General features: G+C 72.9%; 22 protein-coding genes. 4 read left to right on the top strand and 18 right to left on the bottom strand.

The features are described from left to right. Nucleotides 1-106: 106 nt before the first annotated feature. The 13 genes from HUT16_RS27300 to HUT16_RS27240 form a co-directional block, all read right to left on the bottom strand. On the bottom strand, nucleotides 107-577 hold the full coding sequence (locus HUT16_RS27300) for a hypothetical protein (RefSeq protein ID WP_176190701.1): 471 nt from the start codon (nucleotides 575-577) through the stop codon (nucleotides 107-109). Then, a complete protein-coding gene (locus HUT16_RS27295) occupies nucleotides 577-918 on the bottom strand; it encodes a hypothetical protein (RefSeq protein ID WP_176190700.1) in 342 nt (113 codons plus the stop codon). Before HUT16_RS27295 ends, HUT16_RS27300 begins: the two co-directional genes overlap by 1 nt. Beyond that, nucleotides 918-1,505, bottom strand: a complete 588-nt coding sequence (locus HUT16_RS27290) for a hypothetical protein (RefSeq protein ID WP_176190699.1) — start codon at nucleotides 1,503-1,505, stop codon at nucleotides 918-920. Before HUT16_RS27290 ends, HUT16_RS27295 begins: the two co-directional genes overlap by 1 nt. 112 nt (nucleotides 1,506-1,617) lie before the next feature. Then, nucleotides 1,618-2,592 carry a phosphotransferase gene (locus HUT16_RS27285; protein WP_176190698.1) on the bottom strand — a complete coding sequence of 325 codons (975 nt, stop codon included), beginning with the start codon at nucleotides 2,590-2,592 and terminating at the stop codon, nucleotides 1,618-1,620. A gap of 152 nt (nucleotides 2,593-2,744) precedes the next feature. Further along, on the bottom strand, nucleotides 2,745-3,347 hold the full coding sequence (locus tag HUT16_RS27280; RefSeq protein WP_176190697.1) for a hypothetical protein: 603 nt from the start codon (nucleotides 3,345-3,347) through the stop codon (nucleotides 2,745-2,747). Further along, nucleotides 3,344-4,477 carry a hypothetical protein gene (locus HUT16_RS27275; protein WP_176190696.1) on the bottom strand — a complete coding sequence of 378 codons (1,134 nt, stop codon included), beginning with the start codon at nucleotides 4,475-4,477 and terminating at the stop codon, nucleotides 3,344-3,346. Before HUT16_RS27275 ends, HUT16_RS27280 begins: the two co-directional genes overlap by 4 nt. Then, a complete protein-coding gene (locus HUT16_RS27270; protein WP_176190695.1) occupies nucleotides 4,474-5,316 on the bottom strand; it encodes a thiopeptide-type bacteriocin biosynthesis protein in 843 nt (280 codons plus the stop codon). The genes HUT16_RS27275 and HUT16_RS27270 overlap by 4 nt, the downstream gene beginning before the upstream one ends. Before the next feature lie 25 nt (nucleotides 5,317-5,341). Further along, nucleotides 5,342-6,499: a lanthionine synthetase C family protein gene (locus HUT16_RS27265; RefSeq protein WP_176190694.1), complete on the bottom strand. Its 1,158-nt coding sequence runs from the start codon at nucleotides 6,497-6,499 to the stop codon at nucleotides 5,342-5,344. Beyond that, on the bottom strand, nucleotides 6,496-9,534 hold the full coding sequence (locus HUT16_RS27260; protein WP_176190693.1) for a lantibiotic dehydratase: 3,039 nt from the start codon (nucleotides 9,532-9,534) through the stop codon (nucleotides 6,496-6,498). Before HUT16_RS27260 ends, HUT16_RS27265 begins: the two co-directional genes overlap by 4 nt. Nucleotides 9,535-9,649: 115 nt before the next feature. Next, nucleotides 9,650-9,814: an FxLD family lanthipeptide gene (locus HUT16_RS27255; protein ID WP_176190692.1), complete on the bottom strand. Its 165-nt coding sequence runs from the start codon at nucleotides 9,812-9,814 to the stop codon at nucleotides 9,650-9,652. Between the two features lie 44 nt (nucleotides 9,815-9,858). Next, complete coding sequence (fxlM, locus tag HUT16_RS27250) at nucleotides 9,859-11,088, bottom strand: methyltransferase, FxLD system (RefSeq protein WP_176190691.1); 1,230 nt, start codon at nucleotides 11,086-11,088, stop codon at nucleotides 9,859-9,861. 116 nt (nucleotides 11,089-11,204) lie between these two features. Further along, nucleotides 11,205-11,552: a hypothetical protein gene (locus HUT16_RS27245; protein ID WP_176190690.1), complete on the bottom strand. Its 348-nt coding sequence runs from the start codon at nucleotides 11,550-11,552 to the stop codon at nucleotides 11,205-11,207. Between the two features lie 170 nt (nucleotides 11,553-11,722). After that, on the bottom strand, nucleotides 11,723-12,202 hold the full coding sequence (locus tag HUT16_RS27240; RefSeq protein WP_176190689.1) for an ATP-binding protein: 480 nt from the start codon (nucleotides 12,200-12,202) through the stop codon (nucleotides 11,723-11,725). A 230-nt stretch (nucleotides 12,203-12,432) separates the two neighbouring features. Between HUT16_RS27240 and HUT16_RS27235 the strand changes: the two genes are divergently transcribed. Further along, the gene (locus HUT16_RS27235) at nucleotides 12,433-13,683 is read left to right on the top strand and encodes a helix-turn-helix transcriptional regulator (protein WP_176190688.1); all 1,251 of its coding nucleotides are present in this window, start codon (nucleotides 12,433-12,435) and stop codon (nucleotides 13,681-13,683) included. Continuing rightward, complete coding sequence (locus HUT16_RS27230) at nucleotides 13,680-14,195, top strand: N-acetyltransferase (protein ID WP_176190687.1); 516 nt, start codon at nucleotides 13,680-13,682, stop codon at nucleotides 14,193-14,195. The genes HUT16_RS27235 and HUT16_RS27230 overlap by 4 nt, the downstream gene beginning before the upstream one ends. A gap of 152 nt (nucleotides 14,196-14,347) precedes the next feature. Here the strand turns inward: HUT16_RS27230 and HUT16_RS27225 are convergent, their stop codons facing one another. Further along, a complete protein-coding gene (locus tag HUT16_RS27225; protein ID WP_176190686.1) occupies nucleotides 14,348-14,806 on the bottom strand; it encodes a hypothetical protein in 459 nt (152 codons plus the stop codon). After that, on the bottom strand, nucleotides 14,806-16,128 hold the full coding sequence (locus HUT16_RS27220; RefSeq protein WP_176190685.1) for a phage major capsid protein: 1,323 nt from the start codon (nucleotides 16,126-16,128) through the stop codon (nucleotides 14,806-14,808). Before HUT16_RS27220 ends, HUT16_RS27225 begins: the two co-directional genes overlap by 1 nt. Before the next feature lie 405 nt (nucleotides 16,129-16,533). On the opposite strand from HUT16_RS27220, the gene HUT16_RS27215 reads away from it, so the two are divergent. Then, a complete protein-coding gene (locus tag HUT16_RS27215; protein WP_176190684.1) occupies nucleotides 16,534-17,112 on the top strand; it encodes a hypothetical protein in 579 nt (192 codons plus the stop codon). 25 nt (nucleotides 17,113-17,137) lie between these two features. Here HUT16_RS27215 and HUT16_RS27210 read toward each other — a convergent pair whose 3' ends face one another. The 3 genes from HUT16_RS27210 to HUT16_RS27200 form a co-directional block, all read right to left on the bottom strand. Next, the gene (locus HUT16_RS27210) at nucleotides 17,138-18,289 is read right to left on the bottom strand and encodes a hypothetical protein (RefSeq protein ID WP_176190683.1); all 1,152 of its coding nucleotides are present in this window, start codon (nucleotides 18,287-18,289) and stop codon (nucleotides 17,138-17,140) included. A 64-nt stretch (nucleotides 18,290-18,353) separates the two neighbouring features. After that, nucleotides 18,354-19,361: a hypothetical protein gene (locus HUT16_RS27205; RefSeq protein WP_176190682.1), complete on the bottom strand. Its 1,008-nt coding sequence runs from the start codon at nucleotides 19,359-19,361 to the stop codon at nucleotides 18,354-18,356. Between the two features lie 92 nt (nucleotides 19,362-19,453). After that, entirely contained in the window at nucleotides 19,454-20,476 is a 1,023-nt protein-coding gene (locus HUT16_RS27200) for a hypothetical protein (RefSeq protein ID WP_176190681.1), read from the bottom strand. A 193-nt stretch (nucleotides 20,477-20,669) separates the two neighbouring features. Here HUT16_RS27200 and HUT16_RS27195 point away from each other — a divergent pair, with 193 nt between their 5' ends. After that, nucleotides 20,670-21,740 carry a DUF6615 family protein gene (locus HUT16_RS27195; protein WP_176190680.1) on the top strand — a complete coding sequence of 357 codons (1,071 nt, stop codon included), beginning with the start codon at nucleotides 20,670-20,672 and terminating at the stop codon, nucleotides 21,738-21,740. Nucleotides 21,741-21,813 lie beyond the last annotated feature (73 nt).

Below are 21,813 nucleotides of genomic sequence, written 5' to 3'. Positions count from 1 at the left end.
TCGACTCCTTCGAGCGGTTGGGGTGACCGGGCGAAGGAAAGCAGGCGTGGCGGCTACCGTCCCGCCGGAGAGCGGTCCGGCCGCCCCGGTGGCGGGGGCGGCGGGTTCACCGGTGCCGGTTGGCGACCTCGGAGGCGGCGGCGCCCATGAAGTGGCTGCCGTCGCCGTGTGCGTACTCGGCCTCGGCGGCCCGCGGGTAGTCGCAGGTGACGGTGGCGCGTACGCGCGTGCCGGAGGTGGCGGCCTTGCCCGCCGTGATGGCGGCGGCGACGGCTTCCGGGTCCTCGGTGACGGTGCAGCGGCACCCGGCGGTCTCCTCGACCGGGCCGTCCGGGTCGCGGGGCCGGTCGAGCGTCGTGTTGCCGACAGAGAACGGCAGCGGGGCGGGCACGGTCTGCCCGTCGGCGGCCTGGTGGCTGGGCCGGGCGTTGCCGTCCTCCTGGGTGTGCCAGGTCTTCGCCGCGGGCGCGCGCCTGCGGGCTTCCTCCGCGACTTCCTCGGCGAGGCGTTCGGTGTGGCGGCGCAGCAGCGGGGCGAGCCGTTCAGCGATGTCGGCGGGCAGCTCAAGGCGGGCCATCAGGGGTGTCCTTCTGCTCGGGTTCCACCAGCCTGGCGGGATCGGGCGGTCACCCGGACGTAGGCCAGGGCCGGGTCGGCGGCGTGCACCAGGTCGTCGGCGGCGGTGACCGTCCACTCCTTGCCGCTGGCCGGCTCCACCACCAGGTCCCCGACCAGCAGGGTGCCGGCCTGCGGGTCGAGCGCCAGGTGCCAGGTGCCGTCCGGCTGGGGCAGGGCGCGGCCGGGCCACGGGCCCCGCAGCGGGCCGGGCGGCCCGGTCACCTCCGCTCCGTGGGCATCGAGGCCGGGAGCGCCCCGGGTGCGCACGCCGAGCTGACGGTCGGCCAGCAGCACGCCCATCACGGCCCGCCCGGGACGGTCAGGCCGGGCGGGTTCGGCCGGACCGGGTCCTGGTAGACCCGGCGGCCGCGCAGCCGCCATCGGTCCGTGGTCGTCAGGTCAGGCGGGGCGAGGAGCACCGGCGGCTCGACCGCGGTGTCGTAGGTGACCGACTGGCCCTCCACCGAGGCGGAGGCGATGCGGCGCTGCCGGAGCGGCGCGTCGGCGAGCAGCGGGTGGTGGCAGGCCGTCGCCCGGACCCACAGGCGCAGCGGCGCGGTCTCCGGGTCGGTGCTGGCGTCGATCCCCGCGATGTAGGTGACGGTGTAGGTCGGCGTCCCGAACGAGGGGGTGGGCAGCGAGGTCGCGTCGGGCACGGCGGAGATGACCGTGATGACGGGGGCGTGGCTGAGGTTCCATCCGCTGGTACCGGCCCGGATGCCGCTCTCGGTGTACTGGACAGGCAGGAGCGGCCTGCCGAGGTGCGCGACGAGGGTCTCCTGCGCGTCCTCAACCGCGGTCTCGACGCGCTGCCGAACCTCGTCGGTCAGCGGGACGGACAGGCCGAGGCGGCGGGCGACCTCCTCGGCCGTGACGATCAGCTCCACCGTGTCCTCCTCGCGCGGCTTGGCGGCGGGGAGGACGGTAGGCGGCAGCTGGGCTTGTGTCGCTACCAGCTTCGGCCGGTACTGGCAGCTCTCCGGGAACCCACAGCAGCTGTCAGCCTGCGGTACCGGCTGCCGCTGCTGCCCGAACGGGATTGGCAGGAGCCCAGTCCCACGGGAACTGCCTGTTGGCGAGGAGGGTGTCGAGGCGGTGGCGGGCCTGGGGCAGGACCTCGGGTCTGCCCTGTGTGCCCAGCTCCGCGTAGAAGAGGTAGGCGCTGATGCCGAGGAGCATCGAGATCGTCCGGTACGGGAGTCCGCCGGCGGCGGTGGTGATGTCGTACCCGTAGTTGTCCACCCAGTCCTCGTGGACGGACGGGTCGAGGCCGAAGGCATCGCGAGCGAAGGCGGCTGCGGCCTGGTCGAAGCCGGGGTGCCCGATCGAGAGGGTTTCCAGGTCGAGGAGCGCGGTGCCGCCGCTGGCGAGGAGGGCGCCGTTGCCGGGGTTGAGGTCGCCGTGGACGGTGCGCGGGGCGGGCCAGGTGATGCTGGTGTAGGCGTCGGCGGTGCGGGTGAGGAGGGCGAGAAGGCGAGCGCGTTCGGTTTCGGAGATCACGCTCGACGGGAGCAGGGTGATGCGGCGGGCCGCGCTGGTGATCTTGTCGATGAGCGGGAGGCCGAGGCCGGCCAGGGGCGGGATGTGGTGCAGGCAGGCGGCGGCCTCGGCGAGCTGGCCCCAGGTGGGCTCCGTGGTGCCCAGGTCCTCGGTGAAGCTGACCACCAGGCCGCCAGCGGTGATGGGGCGGCCGTCGCCGAAGGGGGCGGCGGTGGGTATGCCCGCGGCGAGCAGGGCTTGAGCCGCCCGGGCGTCTCGCTGCACATCGGCGTACCGGCGGCGGTGGTGAACCTTGGCGATCACTCCACCACGCAGGCGGAAGACGAAGTTCCTTCCCTGATGGAGGAGTTGGGCGCCTGCCGGGTCGAGTCCGGCGAGCGCGGCGGCGTGGTGCAGAGCGGTCCGAGCGGCCCGGGCGGGGTGCTGGTGGGTGCTGCGGGCCGGTGCGGCTGTGCTGGTGCCGGTGGCGGACATGAGGGGAAGTTCCTTCGGGTGGATAGCGGGTACCGCCCCGCCCGGGGCGGGGCGGCACCGGGCGGGGCAGTGGCGGATGATTTCGACCTCGGCGTCTACGGCCTCCCACCACCTCTGCATGCTCCAGACGGTGACCTGCGGGAGGCGGTGGTTCACCTGCGGTACGTCCGGCGGGTGGCGAGCCAGGTCGTGACGGCCGCGGCGGTGACGCCGACGGCCCGGTGCAGGGCGGCGTCGAGTTCGAACCAGGCGGTTCCGGGCCCGTTAACCTCGGCGTGTGCCTCACCGTCGGCGTCGAGGCGTACGGCTTGGCAGTGCTCGATGTAGCCACGTAGGCGGGTCCTGTCCGCGAGCCACAGGAGCAGCGGGCCGCGGTCGATGGCCGCGTGGGTGACGGCGTTGATGGCCGCGCCGGCCAGGAGCGCGGAGGCCGGGACGCGGTAGCCGAACGCCCGGGTGAGGGCGAGGGCCGCACCGCTCTGGATCGCGGTGTAGGTGGCGACGTGCACGGCGACCGCGCGGCGGGCCCGGGCGTCGGCCGTCATCGTCGGCTCGCCGCCGCGGTCGTCGCTCTCGTCGCCAACGCGCACGCCGTCCCGGTAGACGAGGTGCTTGCCGCTCAGCCGCTTGCACCACGCCGTGGTCGAGTCCTGGGCCCACTGGTCACAGGCCGGGTGGATCTCGCCGAAGGCGGACAGCAGCGCGCCGAACAGCGCCAGCCGTTCGACTCGGTCGGCGTCGGCAGCGCGGTTCACCGGCCCGTCCCCGCACTCCTGATGACGGCGGCGGCCAGGGCGAGGGCGGCGGTGATCCGGTCGTCGTGGTCGGTGGTGAGGGTGGCCGGGCCGCCGACGCCGGAGTCGGCGGCGATGGCTGCCAGTTGGCGGCGCTGTTGGGGAGGGAGGCCGTCGGCGAGGGGGTGGCGGGCGAGGTCGCGGGCGCTGTAGCCCTCGGGTGCGGCGATCGTCCGGCCGACTGCGGTGAGGTAGACGCGGGCGGCGTCGGGGAGTTGGCCTGCGGCGGTGGCGAGGTCGGCGACGGTCAGGGCGAGCCGGGTGTCGAACACCGCACTGCCGTCCTGCGGGGCGACGGCGGAGTGGGCGTGGAGCAGGGTCTCGGTCTGCTCGGCGGCCGGGGCACCGTCGAGCAGCGTGCACGCGGCGGTCAGGGCGGCGGCGATGGCGTGCTCCCACGGTTCCTCAGCGGGGGTGTTGCAGGCCAGGGTGCGGGCGAGGGCGGTGCGGCCTTCGATGGCCATGGCGACAGCGGCGACTTGGCGGGCCTCGAAGAGGCGGTCGCCGGGGGCGGTGGACTGCTGGAGGTGCAGGCGGGCGTCGGACCAGCGCCCGGCACGGACCAGGGCGCGGGCTCCGCCGAAGACCCGGATGTCGCTCAGCCACTCGTGGACGTTGCCGCGGTCGACGCTGCTGGCAGTGAGGCCGGCGAGCGGGACGACCAGGCCGCCGAGGGTGGCGTCGTCGTTGTCGGCGACCGCGCGCGTCAGCTCGTCCAGGATGGCGAGTGCCGGCATGCCGTTGCCCGCCCGGAGTTCGAGGTGGGCGAGGTTGACGAGGGGTTCGAGGGCCAGGCGGGCCAGGTCGGCGGTCAGCGGCCGGTGGGCGAGGTAGAAGCCGGCGTGGTTGAGGCACAGCACGCGAGCCAGGCCGGGTAAGCCGCGGTCGGAGGCGAGGAGCGCGGCGAGGTTGTGGACGCTGGTGGCGGTGGTCGGGTTCTCGGTGTCGGCGGCTTGCCGGGCTAGGTCGGTGAGCCTTTGGACCCGCTGCTCCAGCGGGGTGGCGAGGGCGTGCCTGCGGGGGACGAGCGGGAGGCGGGCGAGGGCGTCGCCGAGCGGGCCGGTGGGCTGGGCAGTGCGTTGGGTGGTCACCGCAGTACCGCCTCGTCGGCGTCGACGAGGTCCAGGACAGCGCCGGCGGCGGCCGAGGCGAGGGCGGCCTGCTGCTGGTGGGGCAGGCCGAGGCGGTTGGCGGTGAACAGCTGGTGGTGGGCGAGGACGGCACGCTGCCCCCGCCACAGCTGCCCCTCGTCGGCCAGCGCCCGCAGGGTCAGGCCGTGGACGGCGAACGCGCCGAACCAGCCTGCGGCGTGGGCGAGGCGGCCCTCCAGGAGCGCGGAGCCGGGGGCGGTGTCGGCCCGGAGCAGGGTGCGCGCGGCGTCGACCAGGCGCCGATCCGGGACGGACAGCCGGGGCCGGTTCTCGGCGACCTGCGCCCAGGTGTCGCCGATCTCGTACCAGTCGAGTCCGGCCCCGCGCATCGCGGCCGTGCCGAGCAGCAGCCACAGCTCGGCACGCTGGTCGGGCAGTTCGCCGCGGTGGACGGCGGCGAGGTAGATGAGGGCGTGGCGGCTGTCCTGGTGGAAGAGGCGGTGGGCGGCGGGCAGCGCGGCGGCCCCGCCGAAGGCGTAGGTCTCCGGCTCGTAGAGGGCCGGGGTCCAGTCGCTGATCATGCCCGCTTCGCGGCACATGTCCAGGGCCTCGTTGACCGCGAACGCGGTGGTGGCGGCCCCCAGGATGCCGGAGGCGCTCTCGCGGTAGCGCAGCCGCCAGCGGTCGCCCTTGCGCAGGAAGTGCCAGCAGTCGATCAGCCCCTGGTCCTCCAGGGATATCAGGGCGGGGCCGAGGAGCCGGACGGCGTGCTCCTCGGGGGTGTCGGTGGCCAGGTGCAGGTGGACCTGCGTCCAGGCGCGGTCGCCGGTGGCGAGCACCAGAGTTCTCCTTCTTCGGTTCGGGTCAGACGAGCAGCAGCAGGGCGTCCCAGCCGGTGCCGGGCGTCTCGGCGGCCAGGGAGCAGCGGGCGAGGGAGATACCGGCGGTGCCTTCGAGCAGGCCCTGTCCGGTCGCGGCGGGGACCGGGGCGGGCAGGGTGCTGGCGGCGGCGAGGATGCGCACCGCGGTGGTGTGGTCGGTGCGTTCGGCAAAGCGCCGGGCGGCCAGGCGGACCCCGGCCGTGCCGTGGCAGACCGTCTCGTCGGTGAGGCTGTGCACCTGGTCGGGGTCTTCGAGGGCGTCGAGGAAGGCGGCTTCGGCGGTGCGGGCGCGCGCGGGGTCGCCGGTGGCGCGGGCGGCGTGGTGCAGGGCGGTGGCGACACCGGGGGTGCCGTAGCACCAGGACGGGCGCAGCGGCTTCGACTGCCGGGCGCGGCCCTGGTCGGCCTCTGCGGCGGTGATCGCCTCGGGCCACCAGGCGCGGGCGGCGCCGTTCTGCTGCCAGGCGTCCAGCCAGTCGAGAATCCGCTCGATCGCCTCCAGGTGGCCGGGCACGCGGGTGCCGTCGAGGTGGGCGAGGGCCAGCAGGGCGAGCGGGCCGGGGATGCCGTGCGCGATGCCGAAGTTGCCGTGCCCGCCCGGGTACCGCTCGTCCTGCTCACCGCTCGGTGCGAGGTGCGTCCACCAGCCGGAGCGCCCCTGCACCGGCTCGGTCAGCCGCACCAGGTAGGCCAGCACCTCGCGCAGCAGCTCCTGGCGGCCGCGGACCCGCAGGTGCGCGCCGAGACCGGTCAGCCCGCCCAGCAGGTCGAACTCGTGGAAGGCGGGGCGCTGCCCGGCATCGATGCGGCGGTGGGCGGCGGCCAGGCGCTGCTCCACCACGTGCTCCACCGCGGCGTCCAGCAGCATGCGCGGCTGGTGGTAGGCGCGCGGGCCGTGCATCGTGGCCAGGTGAAGGACGTGGGCGACGGCGGGCGCGCCGTAGAACACGGAGGCCCCGGCGAAGGAGTTCACGGGCTGGCTCACGCACGCGGTGATCCACTCGTGCGCGGTGTCCCAGTCGCCCCTGCCGGTGGCGGCGCGCTCGATGTGCAGCAGCGCGGTGGCCAGGCCCCCCTTGGCCAGGGACTGGCCCCACTGGGCGGATGCTTGGGTGGGCGGTGCGAGCAGTTCAGCGGTCATGCCGGCTGTCCTTCCTGAGCACGGGCGGTGAGGGTGAGAGCGGCGGCGCGGGCCAGGCGGTGGCAGATCCGCTCGCTGGCCGCATCGAGGCCGACGGCGCGGGCGTGGTGCAGGTGCAGCAGCGAGCCGAGGACGTCGGCGGTCTCCAGCTCCCCGTCCCGGCCGAGCGCCCTGCGGTAGTCGACCAGCTTCTTGGCCCGCACCTCCCACACCAGGGCGAGGGCGCGGCCCTCCTCGGTGAGCGCCAACCGCTCTGGCCGGTCCGCGAATTCGGCGACCAACCGAGGCGCAGAGCGCGGTAGTGCGATGCCGCTGTGCCGCGGCACCCGCTCCAGCAGCCAGGCGTGTCCGGCCTGCTCGCCGAGCAGCGCGGTGGCGAGGTCGAGCATGCTCGCCGCCGTCACGGTGGCCGGGTCGGTGGAGGTGGCGCGCTGGTAGGCGAGTTGGGCCAGCACCGCCCGGGAGTCGGCGGCGAAGAACGCCTCTGCCGCCCGCAGCGCCGCCCCGCGCCCGTACCGGCCGGCCTCCGGCAGGTACGTGTCGATCTCCATCCGTGTCAACAGGCCCTCCTCCCGCATCTGCTCCGCCCACCGGCCGATCCGCTCGGCGGCCAGCGACCACGCGGCGACGGCGGAGACGGGGACGCGCAGGCGCAGGTGCGGTTCGGGGTCGGTGTGCCGCAGGAACCACCACTGCGGCGGGACCACCCAGTCAGCGGCCAACCCTTCTACGCGGGACAGGAGTTCGTCGGCGCGGCGCGGGTTGCCGAACAGGCGGGCCGACAGCCACCCGGACGCGCCGGGCAGGTGCCCGGACCGGACGGTGGCCGGCCGCCCGGGCCGCGGGTGCGCGGCGGGCAGCGGGGCGCGGGTGGAGTGCAGCTGCACGGTGATCTCGTGGGCCCGGCCGCACCACCGGTTGTCGTCCGCCCTGGGGGCCTCGATCAGGATCGCGGTCGGCTCCCGCAGCAGGTGTTCGCGCAGCATCACCAGGTGCTCCGGCAACCTCAGGTCCAGCGGCAGCCGCAGGTCGCTCTGCGACAGGTACACCGCCGCCGGGACGTTGTACCGGGCGATCCACTCGCCCGCCGCCGCCCGCCACTGCTCCCACTCGGCGTCCTTGCCGGGCAGGTCGGCGGCGGGCAGGTGCCAGCGCGCCGCCGACAGCACCACCTCCCCGTAGCGCACCCGCGGCAGGTAGGGCAGCCGCCCGGCCGCGCCCCAGTTGAACGCGGTCAGCCACGGCGTGTGGGCGCCGGTGATCTCGCACAGGAACCGCACCAGCGGGTCGGTGTTCGCCCGGAAGTCCACCGCGTTGAGGACCCGCACCTCCACCGGGCGCCGGTCGGCGAGCCGCACCAGCCACATCCGCCGCTCGTCCGCGCACACCCCCAACTCCTCCAGCCGCAGCACCGATCCGATCTGCGGGTACTCCCCCAGCGTCAGCAGGGGCAGCAGCGCCGGGGCCCGGGAGACGTTCTCCGCTCGGGCGTACAGCGGCGGCGCGGAGACCTGCACCACCAGCGCGCCCGCCCGCAGCGGCGGCGCGGCGGCGATCGCCGCCTCCAGCTCGCGCCGGCGCTCGGTCTCCAGCAGGTACAGGAACCGGCCCGCGGTCGTGCCCGCCCCGCGCGGTACCGCCTGCACGACCGGGGTGAACGGCACGGCCCCGTCTGCCGACAGCCGCACCGTCAGCTCGGCGTGCGGCTGCACCACCCCCTCGGGCACCGGGCTCGGGGCGAGGCGCTCCAGCAGCGGGCCGTCAAGGTCGACCTCGTCCAGGCACTCGACGGCGGCCTTCTGCGCCAGCGCCATCAGCTGGGCGTCGCGCCGACGGACCCTCGGCGGCACGTCGGGCAGGACCGAGTGCCGGTAGCGGGCGGGGAAGCCCATCCCGGTGTCCGGGTTCACCAGCTCGACCACCGGCACCACCGCGCCGGGCCCGAACCGCTCCAGGAACCTGCCGTGGTAGTCCACCCACGCCGGATGGCCGTCCGGGAACGGCGACAGCCGGGTCAGCACCTCGGCCGCGCCGGCCATCAGCGACGCCACCCGCCGCGGCAGCACCGCGGGCCCTGCGTCCAGGTGCAGGTCCACCATCAGCGACGGCACCTCGCCCGAGCGCCCGGCCTGCTGCCGGGCCAGCCGCGTGCGCAGCGTCCGCTGCTCGACCGGGTCGGCGGACTCGTTGTGCCGGGCCGACTGCTCCCGGACGGATCGCAGTTCGTCCAGGGGCGCGGCGGCGGCGGGAACCTGGTCGAGGCCGGTGGTGCGGGCGACGGCGAGCAGGTGGCCGAGCGGGTCGGTCGCGGTGGTCGGCAGCCGCAGGATGCTGATCAGGAAGCCTTGGCGCACCAGTTCGCCGAGCATGGCGCGGACCTTGTCCGCCGGGGCGGCCGGGAAGCGGTCGGCGAGTTCGCCGAGCGTCACCGACAGCGGGCCGTCGGCGGCCTCCAGTACGGCCAGCACCGGGTCGGTGGCGCGGACGGACAGCTCCGCCGGTTCCCCGTCCTGCGGGTTGCACGTCACCGGCAGCAGGATGCGGTCCCCGCGCCGCACCCGCAGCTGGTTGGCCGTCACCGGCAGCAGGTCCCCGACAGCCTCCTCCAGCTCCCGCACCACCGAGGCCAGCCAGCGCGCATCCGGGCGCGCTACCGCCCGGGATGCACCCCAGCGGGGCGCGGCGGCGGCCTCGCCGAAGGGCACCGCGGTCACCCCGGCGAACAGCCCGAAGGGCGTGGGCCGCTGCTGGCGCAGCGCGTACTGCATCACCGAGGCGGTCAGGCGGCGCAGCCGCCGCCGGGGTGCGTGGTCGAAGTTGAAGACGACCTCGCGTACTCGGGCGGCCAGCTGCGGGCCGGCGGCGACCTCGACGGCCGCCGCGAACACCTCGTCCGACCAGACGTGCTGGAGCCAGGCCCGCCAGTTCGCGGTGGCGTGTGTGCCGGTGTCGGCCAGGTCGGGCCACCAGGACGGCCCGGCTCCGGCCGGACGGGCGGCGGCCCGCAGCAGGGCCGGTCCCACGGCTTCGTACACGGGTATTCGCCTCGATTCCGGGAGATTTCAGGAGGTTTCGGAAACGCCGGGGCCCGGCGTGCGGCGGCTTGACGGCCGCACGCCGGGCCCAGGTCACGCGGGGAGAGGAGTGCGGTCAGACGTTGCCGCCGCCCGAGGCGCAGGCGCTGCCTTCACAGGTGCTGCCGCAGCCGTCGTCGGTCGAGCGCAGCAGCGCGGCCACCGGGTCGGCGCCCTCCACGATGGTCACGTCGAGGTCGAAGTCGCCCGCGGCGACGGTGCCGGTGAGGGACTGGGTCATGGTGCTTCCTCCTTGGAGTCGGTGGTGCAGGACCTGGCCGCGGACTACGGCCAGGAGATCGTGAGCCGGACGTGGGTCTTGTCGATGACCAGCCCGTCCGGGAGCCGGTCGTCGGGCGTGCCCGCCGGGTACGCGGTGAAGACGGGGCCGTCGCCGCCGCGGTGCTCGCGATCCCACGTCCGCACCTCGGTGTTGATCAGGGCGGCCAGAGGTCCGCCCTCGGGGCCGAAGCCGTGCGCGCCGAACTCGAACGTCGTCGGTTCGTCGGTGATCTTGCGCAGCGCGAGGTAGGCGAGGCTGCCGCCCTCCACGATCACCGGGCACGCCATCCGGTTCGCCGGGGCGACCATCTTGGTGTCCAGCTCCGGGTCCACGGACATCAGCCCGAAGCCGGGCAGCGAGGACGCCAGCCACAGGTACAGGGAGTCGAAGGGCTCCCGGTTGCCGACCGTCACCCGGGTCCACCACTCCGCGCGGGGCGTCTCCAGCGCGCCGCCCAGACGGCTGGTGTCCGGGCGCTCCAGCTCGTCGAAGCGCAGCCCGATCTCCTTCGTGCCGCGCGGCAGCACCAGGAACTCGTCGTGCGCGTCCGCGCCCTGGATCTTGACGAAGCCGCACACCTCGGCGGACACGCTCACCAGCCGCTCGCCCTCCCGCCGGAAGGTGATCGAGCGGGTCAGCCCGCGCATCCGCAGCGGCACGGTGATCGTGCCGCCCTCGACCAGGGCGCCGGTCCACGCCGGCGGCAGGTCCCACGCCCCGACGGTGACGACGATCCGGTCGAACGGACCGCCCTCCACCTGCTCGGAGCCGTCCGCCAGCACCACCCGCACCCGCCCGTACCCGGCCTCCGCGAGGTACTTCTGCGCGCGCTCGGTCACGAACGGGTCGATGTCGACCGTCACCACCTCGCCCTCCGGGCCCACGAGTTCGGCCAGCAACGCCGCGTTGTAGCCGCCCGACCCGACCTCCAGCACCCGCATCCCCGGCCGCACGTCCGCCTGCTCCAGCATCTGCGCCTGGATGCGCGCCGCCGACACCGAGCTGACCGCGAGGCCGTGCTCGTTCCGCTTGGTCACCAGCGCCCGTTCGGGCTCGTACACCTCCGCCAACGACGACTCCGGGGCGAACACGTGCCGCGGGACCGTCAGCACCGCCTTCGCCACGGCGTCCGAACGCACCGTCCCCAACTTCCGCAGGGCGACGACCATCTCCAGGCGCAACGCATCGGCCCTGTGCGCGCCCGGGCCGACGATCTCCGACAAAGTAGGCATGACTCTCCTCGTGATCAGCCGCCCGCGAGCGGCACCGTGCCGGGAGCAGGCGCACCCGCGCCCGACCCCCTTGTCCAACACCGGCGTCAGCATGAGCCGGGTCCTGTGACGAAACGTCAGCGCGCAGCAACCAGACGGCCGGACCGCCCGGGAAGCCGGGCTTCGAGACCGGTGCTCGCCCCGGCCGAGAACACGTACACCACCTGGTCAACGAGCAGCGTCAGCGCAAAGTCCTCGCCGAACACCATGGCGGCCATCGCCGCCTCGTGCTCCTCGGCGATCGAGAAGACCTGCCGGGCCCAGTGCGCGTCCTGCGGGTCGAACTGCTCCGCCATCTCGCGCAGCCTCGTCACGATCCACAGCATGGCCACCCGCGGGGAGGACGCCTCGAACGTGGCGAGCACCATCCGGCGCCCAGCACCGTGCACCAGCGCGGTCACCTCGCACCAGTACGCCCTACCCACCCGCTCCGCCTCCACGAAGGCCGTGCCGCTGGGATCAACCGGGGGCGTCGCCCAGCGCGGCAGCAACCTGGTACCGGAGAACGCCGGCGCGACCGGCGCGGGTGCACTCGGCCAGCGAAGCCGCAGAACGCGGAGTAAGGCGCGCTTCACCGCACCTGGCCGTCGTACCGTCATGCCGCCGTCCTCAACTGACCTTGGTGATGGACCTTGGCCCACACGATCTTGTCCTCTCCCGATCTCTCTACGCCCATGGCCGCCGCCAGGTCCCGCACCAGCAGCAGGCCCCGGCCGCTTTCTTCACGCGGCAAGAGGTCCGTCTGCGGCATCAGGTCCGGTCGACCGTCCACCACCTCGACCCGGCAACCGTCCCCGACCTGTCTCAAGCGCACCAGGACGCTGCGGCCGGGGACCTGCGCGTGCACCACGGCGTTGGTGACGAGCTCGGCCAGGACCACCAAGAAGTCGCTCACCGCCTCGCTGTCGGGTTCCCAGCCGCAGTCCGTGAGGACCTGCCTTGCCCATCGGCGGACGACTCCGACTGACTCGAACTCAGAAACGAACTCCCGTTCTGAGAAACGGTGGCGGCTGTCCACCGGTCCGAACGGGCGGCTCTCGCTCTGCGTGGTGCCCTGAGGTCTGTCGGCGAGCATGGGGACTCTCCTTGAGGCGACGGAACAGGCGTGCCGCACCTTCGACCTTCGGCCACTGGCAGACGGTTTGCAGGAGCGGGGCTGCCGCTGTCTGACGCCCAGTCAACGCCCGTTCCAGCCTTGAGGGGAGTGAAAAGCAGCGGCTCGCCTGTGCCGCCGAGAGGGAAATTTTGACTCTCCCTTTGCCATCATCCATGTGCAGGGTGTGTCCGCCGCGCTACTTTGAGCGCATGGGGGACAACACCGATCTACGTGACCTCATGAAGGAACGAGGCCTCAACCGGCCCGGCCTCGCCAGCCTGGTCAACAAAGAACTCGCCAAAATGGGATGCCCTGGCACCGTGTCGGTCAGGACCATCGCCAACTGGCTGTCCGGCAAGACCCAGTGGCCTCAAGGCAGAATCCAAGTCGCCCTCTTCCGTGCGCTGGGCCGCACACCCGAGCAACTTGGCTTCATCCCGCCCCCTGGCGCAGTCGCGTGCCATGCACCACCGGAGGAACCCGTGCACCGCCGCAACTTCCTCGTCGCATCCGCCACGCTTCCGCTCGCGGCGTCTACGCCCTCACGCACCGTCGGCCACTCCGATGTCGACCGGCTCCGCGCCAGCCTCGACACGCTGACCGCCCTGGACGACCACCGCGGCGGACACGGCTCTCTCGAATCAGCGTCGCTGGCCGGCGCGGAACAAGCCCTCGAACTTCAGCGGAACGCTGTCGGCGAGTCCGTGCAGAAGCGCCTGTACGGACTGGCGGCCGAGTACACGGCGACCGCAGCGTTCTCGTCCATCGACTCCCGGCAGTTCGACCGAGCCGAACAACTTCTCGACCGCACCCTGCGCCTGGCGGGCCTCGGCCGCGATCACGCCACGATGTTTCGCGCCTACAACCTCCTCGCGATGATCGGCTACCACCGCAACTCCCCCTCCGGCTCGCTGGTCGCGGCACAGGCGGCGCAAGCCACCCAGGCAACCCGCCGTGATCCGTTCCTGGCTTCCCTCGGTCACGCCCGAACCGCCATCGCGCTCTCCGCCGCAGGCGACCGGCAGGCGGCGCTCCGGTCCCTCGGCTACGCCAACGAATCCCTGCACCGGGCCGATGAGCGCCCCCGACCTGGATGGACCACCTTCTACGGATCGGCCGAACTTGAGGCGCTGAGCGCCGTCGTGCACCAGCAGCTCGGCGACAGCCCTGGGTCCGAACGATCCTCGCACCGCGCCATCGCGGGCATCCCGCCCCAGTTCCGCCGCAACCGCAGCCTGGCCACAGCCCGGCTCGCCCTCGCCCAACTCGGACAGAACGACCTCGACCAGGCGTGCAAGACCGCATCCCAGGTCTACACCTTGATGGGGACCGACCCGCTGCCCCCGCGGCTGCGCAGCCTCCTCGGCGACTTCCACCGAGGGCTGATCACCCTGGCGCCCGACGCCGCAGTTACGCAAGAGTGGACCGACCGCGTACGCGCCCAGGGAGACACGCAGTGACGATAGCCCTCCGCCGCTTCCAAGCCGGAGACCTGCCCGAAGATCACCGGCAGACCCTCCTCGACGTCCACAGCGACGCCTACAAGGACCAGGCCGACGACCCCTTCGTCCAGCGGTTCGGCTGGTTCGCCCAGCACTGGACGAACCGGCCCGGCTACACCTGCGTGATGGCGTACGACGGAACCGAGGCCGTCGGCTTCTCCTACGGCGCTCCGCTGGAACCAGGCCGCGAGTGGTGGCGTCAGCATCTCCTGCCAGAACCGGCCGAGACCTCCACGTTCGCCGTCTCCGAGGTCATGGTGCGCCCCGCCTGGCGGAAGCAGGGGATCGCGGAGCAGACTCACGAAGCCCTCCTGGCGGACCGCCCGGAGGCGCTGGCCGTGCTCTACGTCGATGTGACGCACCCCCGCGTCCAGGCCATGTACGAGCAGTGGAAGTACACCAAGGTTGGCGAGCACCGGCCCTTCGAGGACGCCCCGCTGTACGCCGTCATGGTGCGCTCCTTGCGCTGACGAACAGCCCGTCAGCGGGTACGTCCGAACGCACGCCGGAGGCCTTGGTGCACCGCGGACAGCACCAGGCCGTCGTCGGGCAGCGGGCACAGGCGTCCGCGTGTACGGCGGGGGCCCCACACGATCGTGTGGGGCCCCCGCCGTACGAACTGCTACTCCCAGCCGCGGGCCTGCCGCAGGCGGTCGAACTCCGCCCGGGGAACGGACTTCGCCGGGATGTAGAGCAGGTGGGTGGCCGTTCGGCGGCTGCCGGGAACGGTCCGGCGCTCGTAGATACGGACCCGGGGGAAGACGACGGTCCACTCCGGGTGGGTCAGGTCGAACAGCTCGCCGGGGTCGTCCGGGAGCGGGCTTCCGTTCTCGTCCACCAGCTCGCTGTCGGCGGCGGACGCCGGCGCCTGGAGCGTGAAGCCGGGTACCGGCCCCTCCGGGCGCGGTTCGGGCTGCTCGGGGGGCGCGGGGGGCGGTTCGAGTGGGGCGGCGGCGGACGCCTCCGCCGCCGGGATCGGGGCTGTTGCGGGCTGCTCCGCCGCCGGTGCAGCAGTCTCCGGGGCCGGAGTTGCTGCGGGCACCGGGGCGGTGGTCTTCGCCGGGGGCTTGCGGGTGGCCATCAGGCGGCCGCCTTGAAGGTCCCGTAGACGAAGGACTCGGGGCGGGGCACCTCGAGGCCGATGCGCTCGGAGCCGCGCATGGTGACGACGCCGCGCTCAAAGTTGTCGCGGTTCTCGGTCGAGACCTGGACGCCGACCTGCTCGCGGTCGTAGAGACGGGCGCCGAGCCCGAAGCTGCCGACGAGGAACTTGCCCTCGTTGATGGCCATCGAGTCGACGACGGCGAGCCGCCAGACGATCTTCTGCGCGCCGATCGCCACGTTGACCGCGACCCGGTAGGCACCCTGGCCGTCGGTCTCCAGCTCCAGGTCCTCGAAGTCGAAGGGGTGCAGGACGATGCCGGTCGGCGGGTAGTTGGCCAGCACGGCGCGGGTCGCGGCTCGGCGGATCGCGGCGGTCTGCTTGTCGGCGGCGTCCTGGGCGTAGGTCTGCACGCCTTGGGTGTTGACGATGCCGGTGATGCTGTCGTCGCCGCCGGGGCCGTACAGGATCTCGTTGTCCTCGACCATCTTGACGCCGTCGACCAGTTCGGTGTCGATGATGCCGCGCAGGCGGGGCTCGTCGGCGAGCGTGTTCTTGTGGATCGGCATGGTGTGCGCGATCTCCGCGACCGGGTAGAGCACGGTCTTGAAGGTGAGCTGCGACTGCGGGGCGCGGGCGTAGACCTCGACGGCGGCACCGCCACCGGCCGGTACCTCCATCGTGCGCTCGGGGACGACGGCCGCCCCGTTGGTGAAGCCGGTGACGCGCACGCCGTACAGGATGTTGGCGGTGGTGGTCTCCGACGGGAACAGGTCGCGGATTCGGCCGGGGCGCAGCGGGCGGGGCACCATCTCCAGCTGCTCCGGGGTGCCGAGGCCAAGGACGGCGGCGGTGCCGGCGGACCGGCTGAACACGTCCTTGCGGGCGAGCTGGTGGAGGCCACTGCCTTCGATGGTGACGATCTGGTCGAAGGAGCCGCGGAAGCCGGCGGCGGCGAGGGACTTGAACTCGCTGCTGTCGATGAACCGCTCGCCGAGGGACTTCGCGTTCTGGCCCGCGAGGTGGGCTGTCAGCGCGGCGTCCCGGGGGGCGAGGGGGCTGGAGGCCGGCTCGTTGAGGAAGGTCTGGATGGCGGCCGCGCCCTCCAGGTCGGTGATCAGCTGCTTGATCTCCTGGGCGTCGGCGAGGGCCTTGCGGAACGCTGCGGCCTTCTCGGTGGATACGGTCACGCCGCCGTCCTCGACGGTGAAGGCCGTGCTGATCGTGTCGAGTTCGGCCGCCTTGGTGCGCAGCGCGCTGTTCAGTTCCTTGAGTCGAGCGTTGTCGACGGTGGTGGGCACGGTGTGGCGCTCCTTGGGATGGTGCCGGGCCACCCCGCCAGCGCGGGACGGAAGGGTCCACGCCGTGCGCTCGGTCAGCACCGGGACGCCACGGCGATCGGCACACCGTAGGAACTGGTGATCGTTAGTGTCGCGTTGAGGGCTTACCGGTTGGCGCACTTGCAGTCGCCATCATCAACTCCATTGAAATTAGAGGAAGTTGCCTGTTCTTCTGTCTGCTGTTGCGGGTGAGTGTGGTGGAGTCCGGCACGGCGTCGGACCGGCCGGTCAGCCCGGCCGTCCCTCGTGGAGGCCGGCGTGTACCCCTTCCCGAAGCCTGGTCTTCCGCTGATCGAAGCAGCGGGAGCCGCTGGCCCCGTCGGCATCCCTGTCCGCCAACTCGCTTTTTGTGGAGAGGTGTTGGAAGTGGTTCCGGTCGAATCCGGTTGGGCGCTGCGGATCATCGGTTCCGCCGAGGAGTCGTTCGGGCCGTGCAGCACGCCGGAGGCGGCGGAGAGCTGGATGCACGAGTGGGCGGCGTGGCGGTTGTGGCCGCTGGCGCAGGCCCGCGGGCCGTGGGGGTGCTTGGCACGTGCGGACGGCGGGTGGATGACCGCGCTGGCCCGCACCGGCCTGCCGCCGGTGGTGGAGGCGCACTCTGCGGTGCAGCACGCGGAGGAGCACGCCGCCCGACACCTGATCTCGCCCGCGGCTTGGGCTGCGGGCCCCGACGGTCTACCGGAGGCGGTGCGCGAGATCGAGGTGCGGTTCTGGGTGAGGGAGGGCTACCGGGTGTTGGCGGCCTGGGCGACTGCCGATCTCGGGGCGCTGGCCCGCGAGGCATACCGGCAGCAGCAGCTCGGCCGGGGCAACTTCCCGGTGTCGGAGCTGGCGGCGCGGCTGGGGGTGTCGTCGGCGACGGTCTCCGGGGCGGCGGCCGGGCGGACCTGGAACCCACAGATCAGCCCGGCGGCCGGGGTTCTCGCCCCTCGCCCGCGCCGGTAGGCACGCGCCGCCGGACAGCGCGGGCTCAGCCGCGGTCGGTGGCGTCAGCGAACAGCGTGAGCGCGGCGGCGATCTCCGCCGGGCTCAGCGTCTCCACGTTCCGTCCCTTGCCCTCGTCCGGAGCGGGGGCGCTCTGCCACTCGATGCCGGCAGCGTCGAGGACGGCGACGAGGTGCTGGGCGGCGGCGGCGAGGCGGTCGGCGTTGTCGCCCGACAGGACCCGCCCGGCCTTCCCGGCGGCGGCGGTGAGCACCTTCATGTGGGACGCGACCCGTTCCAGGTCGGGCGCGAGCGCCGCGAGCGCGGCGGCCGGGCCGTCCTGTTCGACGTCGAGCACCAGGCGCACCGGTGCGGGCGGCCCGACGGTCGGGGTGCCCTCGCCGTCCAGGGTGTAGGGGACCTCCCAGGCCGCCGAGGTGTAGCCGTCGGCGGTGAACGCCCACACCGTGGCGACGACCTTGTCCGGGTAGGTGCCGATGATCTGCACCGTGCCGACCTCGACACCGTCACCGTCCGTCGCCTGCTGGAGGTGCTGCTCGACCGCGCGGGCGATGGTGTCGATCCGCTCCTCCAGGGTGCCGGCCAGCGGTGCCAGTTCCAGGTCGGCGTCGGACAGGTAGGCGCGGGCCTTCCCTCCCTGCTGCTTCAGGTCGAGGGTGGAGGTGTAGGGGTTCGCACCGAACAGCACCGGCGAGTACTCGTACAGGTCGAGGTCGCTGATGCGTCGCGCACCCCGGACGCGCTTGGCGGTGCGGACCTTGTAGCCGATCGACCACTGGACCTGGTGGGCGAAGAACTGCAGGTTGGCGTACATGTCGCGTCCGGCCTGGGTGGCGAGGTTGCAGCGGCCCTTGACGAGGAGCGCGCCGGCTTCGGCAGGCCAGGGGGTGCCGTCGGGGAGGGCCGCGGGCAGCCGCGGGTCTCCGGGCAGCAGTTCCTCGGCGTGCTCGGTGCGGGCGGTCCACACGTTCCAGTCGTGCGACCAGACACCCTTGGGGGTCATTGCGGCAAGGGTGCGGGCGTAGGCGCCGGGCTCGATCACGTCGTTGTCGTGGTCGAGCAGGCCGGTGACGGAGACGAGGGTGGTGAAGGTGCCCTCGTCGTCGTCGGTCTCCAGGACCCCGAGCGGGGCGGCCTGCTTGTGGTCGAGTGTGCTGCTGGGGGTGCGTCCTGCCACCGTCTCGCTCCCGTTCGTTGGTGCGGGTGACGGTAGGGGCCGGACGGGGCTTGGGTCGCGCCGCCTAGTCGTGCCAGCCGTCGTCGTCGCTGGGATACACCTCCTCGGCGTACCACTCCCCGGGACCGGCCAGGATGACGACCTCGGCTTCGTCCAGGCACCCGATGCCGGTTCCGGGTACCGCGAGGACGCGGGTGACGGGAATGTCGCCGCTGATCAGGTAGCCGCTGACCTCCCCGCCCTGGGTGGAGAAGTCGCGGGCGGTCTCCTCGTCGGTGGTGGCGGAGGACAGGGGGCGCAGCGGCAGGCCGGTGACGCTGCCGTGGCCGTCGAGGTCCTGGAGGTGGGAGTCGTCGTAGTCGCCGGTGAAGCCACGGTGGACGGTGACGTGGGTGACGCCGAGGGCGGCGAAGTGCTGCTGGGTGTTCTCCCACATCGCGGTGAGGAAGGTGTCGAGGACGTGGCCGCGGTCGCGGGTGACGCGGTCGGTCTCGGCGGCCAGGTCGTCGTCGCCGTGGTTCCAGCCGAGGGTGCCGTCGAGGTGGAAGGTCCGCTGGGCGGCGTCCTGGAGCGCCAGGGCGTCTGGGTCGTGGTCGTTGGCGGTGGACGCCCAGCCGGTCACGAGCCGGGAGACCGCCTCCGCCCGGACGAACTGGTGGTACTCCTCGCTGCTCATCCGCTGGTAGCCCCACGGCTCGCGGCGGGCGCCGCTGTCGAGGTCGGCCTGTTCGACGTACTCGGCGTACCCGTTGTTGCCGGACTCGGGGCGGTATGCGGCAAGGCGGCCGTCCCGGACCCGGGTGAGGCGGTCGCGCTGCTGGTCCGACAGCACGTCGTCCAACACCGAGTTCATCGCCTGCGCAAGCGAGTCGCACATGGCGGCCTTGACCGTTCCGGCGGGCCGGTACCTGCTGCCGAGGAGGTCGGCCGTGCTGACGCGCTGGCCCTCCGTGCGGGTGCCGGGGAGGGTGACGTGGCCGGCTCCGACGTGCTCGGCGAAGCGGCCCTGGTGGTCGCGTGGGTGCCTCTGTTCCTCCCACCGAGCGGCCTTGTGCCGAAGCCGCAGGATCACCGCCGGAAGGCGCAGCCGGTCGGCTCCGCCCGCATCCGGGTGGAGCCGACCGGGACGGGTACCGCGGGTCGGGGCCGTGCCGGGCTGACCGGTCACTCCGCCGTCTCCCAGCGCCAGGTACCGGGGCCGGCCAGGATGACGACTTCCGACTCGTCCAGGCACCCGAGCCCGGTGGCCGGGGTGGCGATCACCCGGGCGGCGGGGACGATCCCGCTGATCACGATGCCGGGGCCCTCGGCGGTGGCGAAGCCGTGGGCGATGTCCGGGTCGAGGGAGAACGCCGACAGGGGGCGCAGCGGCGGGTCGGCCAGGGTGTCGCCGTCGGCGGCCCACTCGGCGGGCGGGCGGCCGTCGGGGGTGGCGATGCCCCGCCACACGGCCAGGTAGCCGAGCTGTGCTTCAGCAAGGTGTGTCTGGGTGCGGTCCCACATCGCGGTGAGCATCGCCTGCTGCCCGGCGCCGAAGTCGGCGCGGTGCTCGGCGGTCTGCTGGGCGGTCTGGTCGACCATCGGCCAGTCGGCGACGGGCTGCAGCCCGAAGTGGTCGCGGGCCGCGTCCTGGAGTGCCAGCGCCGGGGCGTCCTCGTCGTTGGACGTCATCGCCCACGTGGAGACGACCCGGTTGACCGCGTCCCGGCGCAGCAGGCCGCGCGCCCGGTCGGCGTCGATCTGCCGCGCCGAAGACCCGGCCGCGGTGCTGCCCGGCTCGGCCATGTGGACGAGGCCCGTCGCCGGGTCCTCGAAGGCGTGCAGAGCGCCGACCTCCACCTGGCCGAGGGACGCCCGGTCCAGCCCGCTCAGCAAAGCCTCATCAGGCAGGTTCCGAAGGTCGTCGGTGAGCCCGTCCACCACGTTCGCCTTGTACGCCTGGGCGACCCGCTCACTCTGTCCGTCCCGGAACACCAGGCCGTGCTGCTCCTCGTCGAACCGCAGCTCGGCCCGTGGGGCGCGGGACGGCTGGCCGGCCCCGGTCCGGATGCGCTCCAGCAGCGGGTCGAGCCCGGACCCGGGCACCTCGGCGAACCGGCCGTGGCCGTCGCGCGGGTGCTGGTGCTCCTGGAAGGGCTGCTTCTTGGTGCGGAGTCGCAGCCGGACAACCCTGGCGATGACGGGCACGTGCTCCCCTCCGGTCTCGATGGAGGGGCAAGCGTCCCGTTCGACGTGCTTAGCGTCAGCTTCGGGAACTACGGTTGTCCCAGTGACGCGGAGGTCGAGAGGCGAGGGCGTGAACTGTCCCTGCGGGTGTGCACTTCGTCCGGAGTACAACTACTGCCCGGGGTGCTCCCGGCCGCTCAACCCGGCGATCACCGTGGAGGATCTGCCGGGCAGCGTGGTGGGGCAATCGTTGTGCCACACGTTCCGGGCGCTGTCCGCGCGGACGTTCGAGCTCCAGGCTCATGACTACTTCGATGGGGGCCGTCTGGTCCCTCACGAGGATGATCTGACCCGGAGGAACCTGACCGACCTGATCCGTCTCCACCAACGACAGATCCGCTCGCACCGCTTCGTGGCGGCGGAGGAGGCGAAGAACGGGTCGGACTGGGAGTGGTGGCTGCACTCCGGGGACTTCGGGATCGGCCTGCGGGTCCAGGCGAAGCGGGCCGGCCGCGGAGGGGCGTTCAAGTTCGACGCGCCCGCCGGTTCCACGGGCCGCAGCCAGTGCGACGCGCTGATCCAGACGGCCGACGAGGAGGGCTTGATCCCGGTCTACGTCCTCTACAACCACCGGAACTGGGTGCCGCTCTCAGGGCTCGGAGTCGCCGACTGCGACCACGGTCCTGGGCAGCAGGCCCACCTGGGCTGCACGATCGTGTCTGCACGGATCGTGCAGGCGCGCCTTGACCACGGCAAGAAAGGCTACGCCCCGGTGCGGAACCAGAGCGTGCCGTGGCACCGGTTGTTCTGCGAAGGCCCGGTGGACAGCCTGCACGGCCTGGATGCGGCAGCGTTCAGGTTCGAGCGGATGGACAGGGAAGGCGCTGAGGCGGTCCAGCGGGCGGACGAGGCTGCTGCCGCCCGGGAGGCAGCTGCGGCCGCCCAGGAGGCAAGGGAGAGGGCCGCCCCCGGCATCGTGGACGATCGGCCTTACTTCAGGTACGAAACGCTGCCCCGCGAGAAGTGGGTGAGCATGCCCAGCCCCGCCGTGGCGGAGCGCCTGAGAGGTTCCGGTGAAGCATTCGATGACGGCCCGTCGTCTGTGCGTTGGCCGTTCACCCAGATGGTGTCGGACGAGTTCGAAGGTGCCGACGCCCCGCAGCGGTACCGTCTGCCGGACTACGTGAAAGACCTGATCGCGGGCCGGGAGATCGAGCAGCCGGACGAGCGGATCAGCTGGGTGGTCGCCATGGATCTGGGCGAGGGTCAGGACGAGTCTTCCTGAGCTGCTCCGCGCGGAACTCCTGCTTCGGGGTCAGGTGATTACCTGACAGGAACAGGGTGGATTCGATAGATCT

This window comes from Kitasatospora sp. NA04385 (genome assembly GCF_013364235.1).
GTDB lineage: Bacteria > Actinomycetota > Actinomycetes > Streptomycetales > Streptomycetaceae > Kitasatospora.
Note: the sequence above shows the minus strand (reverse complement) of the source record. Positions and strands in the feature narration are given on the sequence as shown.

Bases quoted from the DNA above. Each gene is read 5' to 3' on its own strand.
- HUT16_RS27285 (WP_176190698.1), bottom strand. From the start codon at position 2,592: ATGTCCGCCACCGGCACCAGCACAGCCGCACCGGCCCGCAGCACCCAC.
- HUT16_RS27300 (WP_176190701.1), bottom strand. From the start codon at position 577: ATGGCCCGCCTTGAGCTGCCCGCCGACATCGCTGAACGGCTCGCCCCG.
- HUT16_RS27235 (WP_176190688.1), top strand. From the start codon at position 12,433: ATGGGGGACAACACCGATCTACGTGACCTCATGAAGGAACGAGGCCTC.
- HUT16_RS27255 (WP_176190692.1), bottom strand. From the start codon at position 9,814: ATGACCCAGTCCCTCACCGGCACCGTCGCCGCGGGCGACTTCGACCTC.
- fxlM (WP_176190691.1), bottom strand. From the start codon at position 11,088: ATGCCTACTTTGTCGGAGATCGTCGGCCCGGGCGCGCACAGGGCCGAT.
- HUT16_RS27225 (WP_176190686.1), bottom strand. From the start codon at position 14,806: ATGGCCACCCGCAAGCCCCCGGCGAAGACCACCGCCCCGGTGCCCGCA.
- HUT16_RS27295 (WP_176190700.1), bottom strand. From the start codon at position 918: ATGGGCGTGCTGCTGGCCGACCGTCAGCTCGGCGTGCGCACCCGGGGC.
- HUT16_RS27265 (WP_176190694.1), bottom strand. From the start codon at position 6,499: ATGACCGCTGAACTGCTCGCACCGCCCACCCAAGCATCCGCCCAGTGG.
- HUT16_RS27240 (WP_176190689.1), bottom strand. From the start codon at position 12,202: ATGCTCGCCGACAGACCTCAGGGCACCACGCAGAGCGAGAGCCGCCCG.